This window comes from Clostridium sp. CTA-7 (genome assembly GCF_054768095.1).
In genome coordinates this window covers 1-15,272 of record NZ_BAAAAV010000008.1, presented here as the reverse complement: position 1 = coordinate 15,272, position 15,272 = coordinate 1, and the positions used below count along the sequence as shown (strand labels likewise).

The window sequence follows — 15,272 nt, the reverse complement described above, 5'->3', positions numbered from 1 at the left end:
ATGGCAATATTTTATAGCGATAGCAAAAAAATTTTCCACCTTCAAGGTAAGAATACAAGTTATGTCCTTGGAGTAATTAATGATGGATATTTAGTGAATTTATATTGGGGTGCTAAGGTTAAAGAATATAATATAAGCAATCCTATAGTTTTTGTAGATAGAGGCTTTTCACCAAATCCAACTCCTTTTGATAGAACATTTTCCTTAGATACTATTCCTCAGGAATATCCATCCTATGGTAATGGTGATTTTAGAACTCCTGCTTTTCAAGTACAATTAGAAAATGGCTCTACTGTAATGGATTTACGTTACAAATCACATAAAATTTATAAAGGAAAGCCAAGCCTTAATGGACTACCAAGTACTTATCCATTAAATAAAGATGAATGTGAAACTTTAGAAATAACTCTTCTTGATGAGTTAACTAACCTAAATGTAGTATTAATTTACTCAGTATTTAATGATTTTAATGTTATAACAAGATCTGTAAAGTTTATAAATAAAGGCAAAGAAAATTTAAAACTTTTAAAAGCATTAAGTGCAAGCATAGATTTCCGTGATGATGAGTTTGAGCTTATTACTCTTTATGGCTCTCACGCTAATGAAAAAAATATTGCAAGAAGAAAAATTGTATCAGGTACACAAAAGGTTGAAAGCTTAAGAGGTTCAAGTAGTGCTCAGCAAGCCCCATTTTTAGCTCTTGTCAGAAAAGACACTAATGAAGATAGAGGTGAAGTATTCTCATTTAACTTTGTTTATAGTGGAAACTTTACTGCTGAAGTTATGCTTGATCCTTATTACAACACAAGAGTTGGAATGGGAATAAATCCTTTTAACTTTAACTGGTTATTAAAAGAAAATGATGAATTTCAAACACCAGAAGTAGTTATGACTTATTCTTCTAATGGACTTTTAGAAATGTCTAAGACTTACCATGAGTTCTATACAACAAGACTTTGCAGAGGAAAATTTAAAGATAAAGAAAGACCTATTCTTATAAATAACTGGGAAGCTACTTACTTTGACTTTAACGAAGAAAAAATTAAAAATATTGCTTCAATTGGCAAAGAACTTGGAATAGAATTATTTGTTTTAGATGATGGCTGGTTTAAAGGAAGAAATTCTGATCTTACATCTCTTGGTGATTGGATTGTAGATAAAGAAAAACTTCCAAATGGACTTAACTCTTTAGCTAAGTATGTAAATGACTTAGGAATGGAATTTGGTTTATGGTTTGAACCTGAAATGATTTCTGAATATAGTGATTTATATAAAAGCCATCCAGACTGGTATATTCATGTTCCTAATAGAACACCTACAATTAGTAGAAATCAATTAGTTTTAGATTTATCTAGAAAAGAAATTTGCGATTATTTAATTAAAACAGTTAGCAAAATTTTATCTAATGCAAATATCACTTATGTTAAATGGGATATGAATAGAAATATAACTGATATATGGTCACCTTCTCTTCCTTATGATATGCAAGGTGAAGTTTCTCACAGATATATGCTAGGACTTTATTATATTATGGAAAAAATAACTTCAGCTTTCCCAAATATTCTTTTTGAAAGCTGCTCAGGTGGCGGTGGAAGGTTTGATGCAGGTATTCTTCATTACATGCCTCAGACTTGGACTAGTGATAATACAGATGCTATTTGCAGACTTAAAATTCAATATGGAACTAGCTTAGTTTATCCTCCAATAACTATGGGTTCTCACCTTTCAGCTTCACCTAACCATCAAGTTGGAAGAGTTACCCCTATTGAAACTAGAGGTCATGTTGCAATGTCAGGTAACTTCGGATATGAATTAGATTTAACAAAGCTAACTGAGGAACAAAAGAATATAATTAAAAGTCAAATTTCACTTTATAAAGAAATCAGACCAATAATTCAATTTGGAAATTTTTATAGACTACTTTCACCATTTGAATATAATAAAACTGCATGGAATTTTGTATCTAAAGATAAAAAAGAAATGGTTGGAATGTATTTTAAAATTCTTTCAGAACCAGGTGCAAAAATTAGAACTTTAAAATTTAAAGGACTAGATGAAAATGCTAAATATCAAAACCTTGAAACTAAAGAGATTTTTGGTGGAGATGAGCTTATGAATGTTGGTATAAGCATACCAATGGAAAAAAGAGACTTTGAAAGTATGCTTTGGAGATTTAAAAGAGTTTAAGTTATATAAAAATACTGTTTAATATAAACTATCAATTTTAATATAAATTTAATTTAATAAAAAGCAGCTAATATAAATGAACTTCATAGTAAAACCTTAGTTGTTTTACTCTAACAATTAGATAGTTCAAAGTACTGGCTGCTTTTTAAATGTTTTACTTTATTCTTCTTCTCTTTAAATTTAAAGGTAACCTATTTTATAGGAAATATTACTCGAAGTTATTTCCCAGAAAATACCACGACATTTTCTAGTGACCTTTCTTTTTTTCTTTCTTCTTTTGTTGTCTTTTTTGAAATTTTATTCTTTCTTCAATTTCTCTTTTTTCTTTTGACAAAAGCTTCTTTTCACTTTTTTTATTTTCATAATCAAGTTTAAGGGCTTGTTGACATTTTGTACCTAGTCCCTTTTCTTTAGTTGATTTTTTGATTTCTCTTTGCATTCTTTTAGGATTAATCTTTAATTGTGACTTTTCATCTAATATCATATCTTTACTAAATTTAAGCTTAAAGTAATTTTTTAAGATAAACCCATAAACTTCATAATCCTTAGGTTCCTGTCCAAAAACTACTCTACATACTTGAATTTTACCATTTTCTATCCTTTCAAAAACACCTATCCAAAAAGGATTATCAAAAAATACTGTTAACTTTATCATTTTTCTCCTCCTGTTTAAAGCCTAATTAGAGAAGGGACAACCCCAGGAGGGCAGGTTACTGACGAATTTATTCGCATCCGGACTACCAACCGAATAGTGTTTTTATCTCAAAGCTATTTATTTCAGCAATATTATATCACTAATAAAAATTGTTGAAAATATATTTCTCTATCTATTATTTTTATCTCTATACTAAACTAATAAATTAGAAACTAAATCTTCATTAATCTCTATATCGAATTAATATTATAAAAAACTATTTATTCTTTTTCATTCTTATATTATTAGAAATAACTGTTGTAACCCCTGCTACACAACCTCCTATTCCCCATGCTCGTCCTTTTAATACTCCTACTATACCAATAGCAACAAGTCCTACTCCAAGTGATTTTCCAATAGTTCCTTCTACCCTCGCTATTTTTTCTGATGGATTTGTAAGTTTCTGCATTGTAGCATTAGATTTCTGTAAAGTTTCTCTTGATAATGTTTTTCTTGCTTCTATTAGCTTTTCATTATATTTTTTCATAATATATCCTATCTTTAATTCAATTATTTCTAATCAACTTCCATATTATTTATTTTATTTGCTAACTCTAAGATCTCCAAAGCTATAGAGCTTAAAATAATTAAAACAAATATAATTTGTTATTTGTAAGTCCATTTATAAATCTTTATCTTCTTTCCTTCAGCATAATTTTACTTATTGCTTCAATACTAATTCTTATGAACTTAATCACTAAGAATTATATATTGACTTGTGAAAAATGTGGTGAATCTTTTGAAATTAACTTAAAAGAAAATATTTTAGGAATTAACTCTGGAGTAAATATAAAAACTCTTTATTGTTCAAATTGTAATTGTAAAACAATCTGTAAAGGTGTAAGAATAAAATAAAAAATAGGAACAAATAAACTAATACCTATAGACTATGTACTAAAAAAGTATTTAAGTCTATAGGTGTTTTTTATAGGTTAAATAAAAACAGGATTGTACTAATAGTATAAATATTATTTACTAAAGAAAATATTAAGCATTATAACTTTTAGACAATTCTCTCCAAATTTATAGTAAATTCATTGTAAAAATGATACAATATAAATGGTATTTTTTGTTCTTTATAAATTAAATTTAAAATTATATTAACTTTAATTTATATTCTAAAATAACACTAATAATGGGGGTATATTATGAGGATTAAAGGTATTAAAATTAAAAGTATTAAAGCAAAGATGCTATTGCTATTACTTCCTGTAGTTATAGTTTCAATGCTTACATTAGGCTTTACCAGTTATTTAAGCTCAAAAAAGATAATAAGTAACGAGCTTGAAATAAATATGAATAGTGAGCTAGACAAAAAGTCACAGGAAATTGAGAAAAGTTTAGAAAGACATAAAAAAATATCTGAAGGCTTAGCTAAAGTGGTTCAATCTTCCTATTCATCTTTAACTAAGGACAATTCTGCAAACATATTAAAAGGTTTAATCGAAACTAATGATGAAACCTTTGGAGCAGGAGTTTGGTTTGAACCTTTTAAATACAATAAAGACATTGAGTTTTTTGGCCCTTATGCTTATAAAGATGAAGGTAAAGCGACTTATTCAGATCAATATAATAATACCAATTACACATCAGGCGATTGGTATCAATTAGGCAAAAATACAAATAAAAATGTTGAATGGTCATCACCTTATTATGATGATTTTTTAAAAATTTCCATGGTAACGTGTACGACTCCATTTTATGATTCAAATAATAATTTTATTGGAGTTACTACTGCTGATATAAATTTATCTACTTTACAACATAATATTAAAAATATGAAAGTAGGTACTAATGGTAGAGCATTTTTAATAGATAAAAATGGATTATATATTGCAGATGAAGATTTATCTAAAGTAATGAAGAATAATATAAAGGATGATAAAAACTCTACACTTGCATCTTTAGGTGAAAAGATACTATCTGATAAAAATGGACAAGGAACATTTGAGGATGATTATGGAGTTGAAAAAGTATACTATAAAACTATAGCAGATACTGATTGGATCATTTCTATATGTATTCCTGAGAATGAGGTTTATTCACAAGTTAATTCACTTATGTATAAAATTGGATTTATAATATTAATTTCAATTTTAATAGTAGTAGCATGTATAGTATTATTTACAAATTACATAGGAAAGAATATAAAAAAAGTTAATAATTTTGCTATGAAGATGGCAAATGGAGATTTAACAGAACAGCTAGAAGTAAATAGTAGTGATGAATTTGGTGAAATGAGTAATCATTTAAATAAAATGACTAAAAATATTCATTCTATCATAGAAGGAATAATGGAAAACTCTGAGAACATAAGTGCATCTGCTGAAGAACTTTCAGCAACAGTTGAAGAACTGTCTGCTAAAACTATAACAATTAATGAAGCTGTAAATACTATTGCAAGTGGTATGCAAGAATCTAGTGCCGTTACTGAAGAAATAAGTGCATCTATTGAGGAAGTAGATTCAAGTATAAATGTTCTATCTTCAAAGGCTATGGATGGAAGTAATAATGCAAGTAAAGCTAAAGAAAGAGCAAGCAAGGCACAAGACAATAGCAAAGTTGTAAAGCAAATAGCTAAAGATTTATATATTCAAAAAGAAGCTAATATGAAAAATGTTATAGATGAAAGTTCAGTAATAGATACTATTAGAGTTATGGCAGATACTATATCATCAATAGCAGATCAAACAAATTTACTTGCACTTAATGCAGCTATTGAAGCTGCAAGAGCAGGAGAACAAGGACGTGGTTTTTCAGTAGTTGCAGATGAAGTAAGAAAACTTGCTGAACAATCTTCTTCAGCTGTAGTAGAAATACAAAACACTATAGAATCAGTAAAACAAGTATTTAATAAAAGTATAGATACTGGTAGTGATATACTAAAGTTTATTGATGTAGACATAATGAAAAATTATGATGAATTTGAAGAAACAGGTAAGAAATATCATTCTGATTCTGATTTTGTAAGTAATATGTCTGAAGAAATAGCTGCTATGTCTGAAGAAATTACTGCTACAGTAGGACAAGTAACTGAAGCAATTCAAAATATGGCTGAATCTTCACAAGAGTCTAGTGAACAAGCAGAATCCATAAAGGAGAATATGCACGAAACTACAAAAGCTATAGAGCAAGTGGCTCAAACAGCACAAAGTCAAGCTGAACTTGCACAAAAATTAACTGAAATGATACAACAATTTAAAATATAAACTATAAAGAGGAACAAAAATTTTGTTCCTCTTTTAATTTAATAAACTCTACTTAGTCTATAATTTTAAAATTCTTACCTATAATAATAAATCTATGCTCATAGCTTTCAATATAAGACTTAACTTTTAACTCTTCATACATTTTGCATAACTCATTAAATGCATTATCTACAGTAAATCCTGGGAACTCCCATTGAATAATTTTCGCAAAATACACAACTGCCCCTACGTCGTAAAAATGCAAATATGGAAAATATTCATTTTTATATAATACTTGAAATTTATTTATATTAAATTCATTTAAGGCATAATCTAAATTCCAGCATTTATATTGAGGTAAAAAGTCTTTTATAAGCCTTTTTGAAAGTATTTCATTATTACTTCCACCTACTTGTTGGGTAATAAATATTCCATTAGGCTTTAATATTCTTTTTACTTCTTTCATACTATAGGATGCATGCTTATTTATAATTATATCAAAGGTATTATCTTCAAATGGTAAGTTATCATCATCAATAACTTCTTTCACTGTGATTCCTAATGGTTTTAATTTTTCCTTACATAATTCTATATTAGGTTTCCAAGATTCTGTTATTGATGTATTTTTATATGGATGCTTTAATGATAACAAGAATTCTCCTCCACCTGTCCCCATATCTAATAAATTATAATGAGGCTTTAAATAACCTTGTAATATCTCTTTATAATCCCAAGGTAATTTTTCCTCTTCCCATCTATTATCTAAATAAGAAAAATCCCACCCCTTAAAGCTCTTTTCTTCATCTATCTTCCATTGCTCTTTTAATTTATTATAATTCATAACTAATCCTCTTTTCATATTATTAAAATTCTATTTTTAAATTTCATATGAAAATCGATGCAGTTAACTGATAGTAAATTAAATTTTCTCGATACAATCTACTATCAGATTATACTAACTGCATTGAGTAGTTACTTCGAATTTTTTTCACTTTTAATACCCTCCTACTTTAATATTTCTTCTATTGAAATATTTTTAGGTTCAAAATCAAACTTTCCAATTTCTATATTAGGCTTAATTTTCCCATGAAAATCACTTCCACAAGTTATTAGCATATTATTATTTATAGCTTTATTATAAAAATACTCAACTTGATCTTTTGTATGATAACTACTATAAACTTCTATACCATCTATTCCTTCTTTTATTAATTCATCTATTAAATCTAAGTTATCCTTTAAATTATTCCCTGGATGAGCTATTACTGCTTGACCACCACTTCTATGAATTAAATTAATTGCTTCTTTTAAGCTGATAAATTCCATTGGAATGTAAGCAGGCTTTCCTTGTGCAAAATAATCCCAATAAAAATTTACATAAGGCATATCACTTCTATCTCCACCATCTTGATATGGCTTTAGTATAGGAGATTTTCTATTTTCATCGTCTTCTAAAAAGATTTCTGCAATTAACTCTCCTGTAACTACTCCATTCTCTGATCTTTTAAGTACCTCATCCTCACTAAGGTTTAATGCTGTATATTCTTTTATCTTTTTTATTTTTTCCTTTGAAGCTGCTATTTCTTGATTAAATATACTTTCTTCAAGTTCATAAAAATCTTTTTCTTTGTAATCTATATTATATCCAAGTAAATGTAAATCTATATTATTAAAGGTACAATCTATTTCTATGCCTGGTATTACCTTTATATTTTTTCCCTTGCTATAATTTAAAGCTCTTTCTATTGCCTTAACAGAATTATGATCACTTATAGAAATAATTTCAACATTATTTCTAATTGCCCTATCAATAACTTCTTCAGGAATAAACTCTCCATCACTAAAGCATGTATGCATATGCAAATCTATTTTGCTCATTTCTACCTCCTAAAATTTAATAAATTAATCAGTATATTTATAATAATATATTACATCATTTAAATAATATATAATTTTCAAATATAGAAAATTTTCCTCTCTATTTTTAAATAATCTATAAATATGACTAACATAAAAGAATGCCTTTCCTCATATTCCCATAAGAAATGAATAAAAATCAAAATTTTTAGATGGATACATTATTCTATGCGTATAGAAATTTCGAAAAGTAATTGACTTGATGAATCGGTACACAATTCGTCAATAAATGCAATCTCATAAAAAGGATCAATTAATTTAAGACTGTTTTTTATTGCATAATCATATATCTTCTTATAATAGTGGCTAGCACTTTCATATCCTCCTTTATGATACGTAATAAGGTATCGTCCAGCTTGTTTTTTAATTAATTTACTATTCACACTTTTATTAAAAGCTTTTACAAATAACTGAAAATATTGTTGTGTCAATTGTTTATCTATTTCACTTACACTTGTCATAGAACCAACTTCGTATGATGTTTGGATTCCATTGGATTTACAATAATCAAATAAATTTGTAATTTCCTTTGACAACTTAGCGGTATCAATAAATTGCATTTTAGAATTAACAACTAGGTATTCAGAATCAAACTCTTTTATAAAAATATCTGAATTGTTAATACTACTGCTTTTCTCTATCTTTTCAATTTTATAAGTAATAGCTTTTTTAATCCCATTCAAATATTTAATTTTGTTTTCAACTTCATTTAACTGAAGTTTCAATAAATCAATTAAATTATAAGGAGTTTTATTGTTAATGTAATTTTTTATATCTTTTAAAGAAACATCTAGTTCCTTTAATATGCTGATGACATAAAAACTTTCTATTTGATCAGTTGAATAATATCTATAACCATTATCTCCCTTTTTCAAAGGTGATAAAATTTTTAGTTTATCATAATGGAATAAAGTATCTTTAGAAACGTTGCATAGTTTTGCAAATTCTCCCGTAGTTAATAGAATTTTATTATTTAAAATCATATAAATCACCTCTTGACTATGGTGTAGCACTATACTTTAAAATTATAGCATAGGATAAAAAACAAATAAACAAGGCTAATTTAAAACTAAAATATTAATTATTTAGATGAGGTGCTAACATGATTAGAAAATTAAAAAAAAGTGATGATTTAGAAAAGGTTTGTGGATTAATATATGATACAGATGTAGGGATATTTAAAATGCTTTTTGGTGAAAGAGAAGAAGCTATTTCTATTATTATGAAGTTAATTGAGAGAGAAAATAATTCTTTTTCTTACAAGCATATATTCTGCTATATAGATGAAGAAATTAGAGGAATTCTAATTGGATATAATGCTAAGGATATTGATGAAAAAGAAGAAATGGCAGAACTTAAACAGATTTTACCAAGGTACGTACTGTTTAAACTCTTATTTAAGAGCTTAATTTTAAAACCAGTTATAGAAAAAGAAGAAATTATTGAATTATATATTCAAAATATATGTGTCGAAGAAAGTTATAGAGGAAAATCCATTGGAAATAAACTTATAGATTACTATTTTGAATATGCTAAAGAATTAAATCATCAAGCAGTTTTTCTAGATGTTTCCTGGGATAACTACAGAGCAAAAAAACTATATGAAGAAAAAGGATTTCTTAAAATGAGCTCAAAAAAAATCAAATTTATTAATGAAGGAATATACCGAATGAAGACATATTTATAGAATTAATATACTGCTGTTTTTCAAAATGTTCATTACTAATTTAGACAAATTAAGTAATAATTCACTTGATATCTAAATTCGATAAGATATGTATAAACAGAAATATAAAATTAAGTTAGGATATTTTACCTGGTTACGCCTGATTGGAAAAATTCCAATCAGGTCTTTTTGTACCTCTTTCATTAAAATCCTCTTATCTACTTAAATTACTCTTGTATTTTATAATCAGTAATTCCTATAAAGTTTCTTCCCTGTGCTCCTATAGTCCCATCAACATCAATATCCATTGGAATTACCTTTTGTGATCCATCAAAATATTCTACTAATGCAAAGCATACTATTGGTAAAGTAAAATCTCCATCTTCCTCACTACTATATTCAGCATAAATATCTCTTGAATTAGGTATTATTTGAATTATCTTATAATCTTCCATATGACCTTTGCCCTTTCTATAAAATTTCCTTATCTTTATATTTAAGTATTAATTGTACTATATGTAAATCAATTATATCATAAACATATTTTTATAGTTTATTTTAAATTTAGGCTCTATTAAACACTTTCCTCTAACATAGGCTAATTTATAAATTTTGTAAATTTTTAAACTCTTCAAATTTCTTAGCTAAATATGGTTGAATTAAAGGATATGTTAAATTTTCTGGTATTTTATCAAAAAGCTTTATTTCAACTATTTCATAATTAGGTAACTCACCAAATTCATATACTTCTGCATAATTTAAACTTCCAAAAGATTCGTCTTTATTGGTTTCAACAGAATATGTACAAATAGGAGTTATACTAAAACTTTTTGCACCAGTTTCCTCTACTAGTTCCCTTGAAGCTGCATTAGTAATACTTTCATTTTCTTCTCTATGTCCACCAGGCATTTCCCATGTTTGTCTATCTTTATGTCTTACATATACTAATTTCCCTTTATATTTTGTAACAATAACTGCAAACTTTAATTTACTATCATCTATTGTATTTAAATCATAAAAATTTACTTTTATCATAACTTCCTCCCATTATTCTAGTTATTACTTTCTAATATTATTCTTTTGTTTCAATTATATGTTCTACACAGCTTGGTAAATCCATAATTTTTTCTTTTATAAATAAAGGATATATATATAAATCCTTTATTTTTTCTAATGATACCCAAGTAAACATAAGGTCATGCTGTCCATTTTCATTAGTAATAAATTCATTACCTTTTTTAAATATACTTTCATCTTTAATATCAAGTAAATAATATAACCCTATTTCATGAAATCTATCTTCACTCTGCTCTTCAACAAATAAATTTTCAACTACCCACAGCAATCTATTTATTTTAGTTTCTATTTTTACCTCTTCTTTAATCTCCCTAATTATGGCGCTTTCACTAGTTTCATGCATTCTCACTCTACCACCAGGAATATAATAATAAGGTGAGTTATCATCCTTCATTATAAGCAGTTTATTATCATGAATTAATATACCTGCAACCCTATAGTTAAAGCGTCCAACTTCTGTTTTAAATGTAATATCCACTAATCTACCTCCTAACAAAGTTATTAATATACTATATAGCTTTAAAATATTTTCTTATTAAAAATTACTTTATAATTTAATCCAATAACGTTGTATTAATATATCGTTTTCTAATACTTCATTTTCAAGTACAGCACCATTTTTTATCATTGTTTTTGCTGAAGCCACATTGCTACTTTTACATGTAATTAAAACCTTGTCCATTCCCGTTTCTCTACATATATCAAGAGCTAATTTTAACATTTCTGTTGCATATCCCTTTTTTCTTTCTGTTGGACGAATTCCATATCCAATATTGCCTCCATAATTATATAAATAATCATTTAAACTATATCTAATATCTATAGCTCCTAAGATTCTTTTACTTTTATTATTGACAAGAAAAAATATATCTGATGGAACTCTATCATCTTGCAAATTAACTCCTAATGAGTTATTTTTAGCATTTTTAAGATATTCATTGTAATTAGTAGCTTCACCCTTAAGTGCAAATGGTGTTATTCTCTCCTTTACATTTTCTATTTCTGTAATAATATCTTGCCATTCTTCTCTAAACTCTTCTGATGGAAATACTAATTTTAAGTTATTCATTTTTACTCCTCCTTAAATCTATGTATTACAATAATTAATTTATGTATTATATAATAACTTTTAAAGTTTATCCTTAATATGCTTTTTTCATAATGTACATACATTCATATTTATCCATTGGATTATTAATTTTTACAATATGAATATCACATTTATTTATATACATTAATTATACCTAAATATCTATAATATAAAATTAAAAATACCAATTATTATATATTTTTACTGCTTCACTATGATAAATTTATCTATTACGGACCTTAATTAACAATTATAAATTTATAGCCTTTTATTTTATATATAGTATATAATTTTAATATACATTAATTAATATTTGTATTATATTATGTAGTAAAACAACTATTATTAATTGAAATAGGTAATAGGGAGGAAACCTTATTGATTAAGACAATAATAACTGCCTTTGTTTCATTTGCTAGTACAAATATTGATGATATATTTTTACTTATGCTGTTTTTCTCTGAAATAAATAATGGTATGAAAAAACAACATATTGTTATTGGACAGTATTTAGGCATTGGACTTTTAACTATAATAAGCATTATAGGTGCTTTAGGTATATCAATAATTCCAAGTGAATATATTGGATTACTTGGATTAGTTCCTATATATTTAGGAATAAAAGCTTATGTTGATCATAAAAGGGAAGGCAATAATAATGAAGATATAGTTCAGCAAAAGCTTCAAAATGGTGAGAATAAGAAAATTGGAGAAGCAACTGATGTACAAGAAAAACCTACACTGAAATTTTTAAAGAATTTTATTAATCCAAGTGTTATAAAAGTATTCAGTTTCACATTAGCTAATGGTGCTGATAATATCGGAATTTATATACCTCTTTTTACAAGTATGAATTTAGTTGATATTGTGATAACAGTGATAATGTTTATGCTTCTAATAGCACTCTGGTGTTTTTTGGGTATAAAATTATCAGAACACCCTTTTGTGCAAAAAAATATTGAGAAATATAAGAATATTTTTGTTCCAATAATATTTATAGGGTTAGGAATTTTCATCTTAATAGAAAATGAAACAATTGGTTTTATTTATACAAAAGTCTTTTAGATAGTTGATAATTTTCTTATTAACAATATTATCAATTAGATAGTAAAAGAAAGAACATACTATATATACATAGTATGTTCCTTTGCTTATTTTTTGACATTTCTTAAAAATTAGGTTTTGGTAATTTAAAAGCCTCTTTTAAGTAATTTTCTAATAAATCTATTTTAGAATTATTTATTAGGCATTAATTCTTTACCAAAAATTTGAATTTGACTTAATGCTGGGAAAGGTGATGGGTCATCAGCTTTTATTAAATCGCTAAATGTTAACCATTCTATTTCCTTCTCTGGGAAAGTTATAACATGAGCTTTATCACTTTTTTCTAAATCACATGTTAATTCTGAGTTATCTGAGAATCTAAAAGTAACCTTTACCCACCAATTATCGTGAGGAAAATCTGATCTTGTGTATAAAACAATTTTATCAGTTACTATAGTTCTACCAAAGTCTAGCTTAAAACAAGCATCATCTCGCATTCCTATTCCCCATGATTCATAAGGCCATTTTCCATGATCATGATTCTCGCAATTTCCATTTATCGCATTTCTAGCTGCAAAAACGGCTTCGCCTCTAGTTTCTATATTAGCTGATGCATGTGGGTATACACCAGTGATTCCTTGCTGATCCATTTTGTTAAGCGCTAAATTTTTATAACATTCAATTTCATCTTTTCTAGCAACTCTTACTGATAATAAATGTTTCTCTCCATAGAATACTTTCGGTGAATAGCTTACTCTTTTTTCTTCAAATGGAATTTCATAAGTTATTTTATTTTCTGTTACATAAACAAATGACTCTCCCATTGCATCATCAATTTCTGCTACAAGATAAATCCCGGTTTCTGATGTTTCTATTTGGATTTTATCTCCATTCTTATATTCTTCTTTAAATACAAGCCTAACTTCATCATATTCTGATATTTCAGCTTTAACATTTCCTTCGTTATCTAATATTTTTAATGTTAATTTAACCATAATATCTCCTAAATTTAAAATATATTAACCTAAAAGATTTTCAATATATTCTTTTATTTCATCATTTTTGCAGTTAGCAAAGAAGTGTTCTTTAAACTTAGCTCCACTTACAGCACCTTTTAACAACTCTTGGTCTATGTTCTTTAAAATTGTTAACATATCTGTATGTGTAACTTTCTTAACTTCATCTAGTATTTTCTTATTTCTTTGTTCTGGAATAACTCTATCTCTTGGATATCCTTGTCCGCTTTCTCCTTGGAATAATTTCTCAAATATATATTCAAGGTTTAATTCTGCTCCCCATCCAAATCCTTTTGCAAAAGGTAATGCTATTGCATTTCCATCGTTAATTTGTGCAAACATATATGCATCTGATGGATCTACAACGTGTCCGCATAATACTCCTGGGAAAGAATTGCAAGCAAGCATTGCTCCTTCTCCAGTTCCACAACCTGTAATTACATAATCTGCTGCTCCAGAGTTTAGTAATATAGCTGTTAAAATACCATTTTGAACATATGTTAATTGTGCTTCGTCTTCTGCACTATACATCCCATAGTTAAAAACTTCATGACCTTTTGGTTCTACTACTTTTTTTAAAGCTGCATATATCATTGAATTTTTTGCCGCTTGGCTATTTTCATTTATTAAAGCAATTTTCATTGTTCTCTCTCCTTTTTCATTTATTATATCCCTCCGGGCATAATATTTTCCATTTAATGAAACTTTAACACCCTAGGGGAGGCTATTTTACAATATTATTTTGGTTGTTTTCCGATGTATGCTAATATACCACCATCTACATATAAAATATGTCCATTAACAAAATCTGAAGCATCAGAAGCTAAGAATACAGCTGGACCGCTAAGATCTTCTGGTGTTCCCCAACGTGCTGCTGGAGTTTTAGCTATAATAAACTCATTAAATGGATGTCCGTCTGTTCTAAGTGGCTCAGTTTGTGGTGTAGCGATATATCCTGGTCCAATACCATTACATTGAATGTTATATTCACCATACTCAGATGCTATATTCTTTGTTAACATCTTAAGTCCACCCTTTGCTGCTGCATAAGCTGCAACTGTTTCTCTACCAAGTTCACTCATCATGGAGCAGATGTTTATTATTTTTCCATGACCTTTTTTAATCATTCCTGGTATTACTGCCTTAGATACTATAAATGGTGCATTTAAATCTACATCTATTACCTTACGGAAGTCTTCTGCTTTCATTTCAAGCATTGGAATTCTTTTTATTATTCCTGCATTATTTACAAGTATATCAATTACTCCAACTTCCTCTTCTATTTGCTTAACCATTTCATTTACTCTTTGTTCATCTGTAACATCACATACATATCCATGTGCTTTTATTCCATGCTCTGCATAAGCTGCAATTCCTTTGTCAACAAATTCTT

16 protein-coding genes are annotated in these 15,272 nt (G+C 27.4%); 4 read left to right on the top strand and 12 right to left on the bottom strand.

The genetic code is table 11. From position 1 onward, the window contains the following. Nucleotides 1-2,187 carry an alpha-galactosidase gene (locus ACYUEX_RS14330; RefSeq protein ID WP_460288804.1) on the top strand — a complete coding sequence of 729 codons (2,187 nt, stop codon included), beginning with the start codon at nt 1-3 and terminating at the stop codon, nt 2,185-2,187. 247 nt (nt 2,188-2,434) lie between these two features. Here ACYUEX_RS14330 and ACYUEX_RS14325 read toward each other — a convergent pair whose 3' ends face one another. Both ACYUEX_RS14325 and ACYUEX_RS14320 read right to left on the bottom strand, forming a co-directional pair. After that, on the bottom strand, nt 2,435-2,842 hold the full coding sequence (locus ACYUEX_RS14325) for a YjdF family protein (protein ID WP_460288803.1): 408 nt from the start codon (nt 2,840-2,842) through the stop codon (nt 2,435-2,437). 256 nt (nt 2,843-3,098) lie between these two features. Continuing rightward, nucleotides 3,099-3,368 (bottom strand): hypothetical protein, encoded by a 270-nt coding sequence (locus tag ACYUEX_RS14320; protein WP_460288802.1) that lies wholly within the window; start codon nt 3,366-3,368, stop codon nt 3,099-3,101. Between the two features lie 661 nt (nt 3,369-4,029). On the opposite strand from ACYUEX_RS14320, the gene ACYUEX_RS14315 reads away from it, so the two are divergent. Further along, nucleotides 4,030-6,090: a methyl-accepting chemotaxis protein gene (locus tag ACYUEX_RS14315; RefSeq protein ID WP_460288801.1), complete on the top strand. Its 2,061-nt coding sequence runs from the start codon at nt 4,030-4,032 to the stop codon at nt 6,088-6,090. 52 nt (nt 6,091-6,142) lie between these two features. Here the strand turns inward: ACYUEX_RS14315 and ACYUEX_RS14310 are convergent, their stop codons facing one another. The 3 genes from ACYUEX_RS14310 to ACYUEX_RS14300 all read right to left on the bottom strand — a co-directional run bounded on the left by ACYUEX_RS14310 (nt 6,143) and on the right by ACYUEX_RS14300 (nt 8,969). Then, entirely contained in the window at nt 6,143-6,910 is a 768-nt protein-coding gene (locus ACYUEX_RS14310) for a class I SAM-dependent methyltransferase (protein WP_460288800.1), read from the bottom strand. Between the two features lie 164 nt (nt 6,911-7,074). Further along, a complete protein-coding gene (locus ACYUEX_RS14305) occupies nt 7,075-7,947 on the bottom strand; it encodes a PHP domain-containing protein (protein ID WP_460288799.1) in 873 nt (290 codons plus the stop codon). A gap of 200 nt (nt 7,948-8,147) precedes the next feature. Beyond that, nucleotides 8,148-8,969, bottom strand: a complete 822-nt coding sequence (locus ACYUEX_RS14300; protein WP_460288798.1) for a MerR family transcriptional regulator — start codon at nt 8,967-8,969, stop codon at nt 8,148-8,150. A gap of 119 nt (nt 8,970-9,088) precedes the next feature. Here ACYUEX_RS14300 and ACYUEX_RS14295 point away from each other — a divergent pair, with 119 nt between their 5' ends. After that, nucleotides 9,089-9,673, top strand: a complete 585-nt coding sequence (locus ACYUEX_RS14295; RefSeq protein ID WP_460288797.1) for a GNAT family N-acetyltransferase — start codon at nt 9,089-9,091, stop codon at nt 9,671-9,673. A gap of 206 nt (nt 9,674-9,879) precedes the next feature. On the opposite strand, the gene ACYUEX_RS14290 is transcribed toward ACYUEX_RS14295, so the two are convergent. The 4 genes from ACYUEX_RS14290 to ACYUEX_RS14275 form a co-directional block, all read right to left on the bottom strand. Then, the gene (locus ACYUEX_RS14290; RefSeq protein ID WP_460288796.1) at nt 9,880-10,107 is read right to left on the bottom strand and encodes a hypothetical protein; all 228 of its coding nucleotides are present in this window, start codon (nt 10,105-10,107) and stop codon (nt 9,880-9,882) included. Nucleotides 10,108-10,255: 148 nt separating this feature from the next. Then, entirely contained in the window at nt 10,256-10,687 is a 432-nt protein-coding gene (locus ACYUEX_RS14285; RefSeq protein WP_460288795.1) for an NUDIX hydrolase, read from the bottom strand. A 37-nt stretch (nt 10,688-10,724) separates the two neighbouring features. Beyond that, the gene (locus ACYUEX_RS14280; RefSeq protein WP_460288794.1) at nt 10,725-11,207 is read right to left on the bottom strand and encodes an NUDIX hydrolase; all 483 of its coding nucleotides are present in this window, start codon (nt 11,205-11,207) and stop codon (nt 10,725-10,727) included. A 69-nt stretch (nt 11,208-11,276) separates the two neighbouring features. Further along, entirely contained in the window at nt 11,277-11,798 is a 522-nt protein-coding gene (locus tag ACYUEX_RS14275; protein WP_460288793.1) for a GNAT family N-acetyltransferase, read from the bottom strand. 399 nt (nt 11,799-12,197) lie between these two features. On the opposite strand from ACYUEX_RS14275, the gene ACYUEX_RS14270 reads away from it, so the two are divergent. Further along, nucleotides 12,198-12,884 carry a cadmium resistance transporter gene (locus ACYUEX_RS14270; RefSeq protein ID WP_460288792.1) on the top strand — a complete coding sequence of 229 codons (687 nt, stop codon included), beginning with the start codon at nt 12,198-12,200 and terminating at the stop codon, nt 12,882-12,884. A gap of 170 nt (nt 12,885-13,054) precedes the next feature. On the opposite strand, the gene ACYUEX_RS14265 is transcribed toward ACYUEX_RS14270, so the two are convergent. From ACYUEX_RS14265 to ACYUEX_RS14255, 3 genes are all read right to left on the bottom strand, one after another. Next, nucleotides 13,055-13,858: a carbohydrate-binding protein gene (locus tag ACYUEX_RS14265; protein WP_460288791.1), complete on the bottom strand. Its 804-nt coding sequence runs from the start codon at nt 13,856-13,858 to the stop codon at nt 13,055-13,057. Between the two features lie 24 nt (nt 13,859-13,882). Then, on the bottom strand, nt 13,883-14,521 hold the full coding sequence (locus ACYUEX_RS14260) for an RpiB/LacA/LacB family sugar-phosphate isomerase (RefSeq protein ID WP_460288790.1): 639 nt from the start codon (nt 14,519-14,521) through the stop codon (nt 13,883-13,885). Nucleotides 14,522-14,616: 95 nt separating this feature from the next. Further along, the coding region (locus ACYUEX_RS14255) for a gluconate 5-dehydrogenase (RefSeq protein WP_460288789.1) at nt 14,617-15,272 on the bottom strand (656 nt) is incomplete at its 5' end.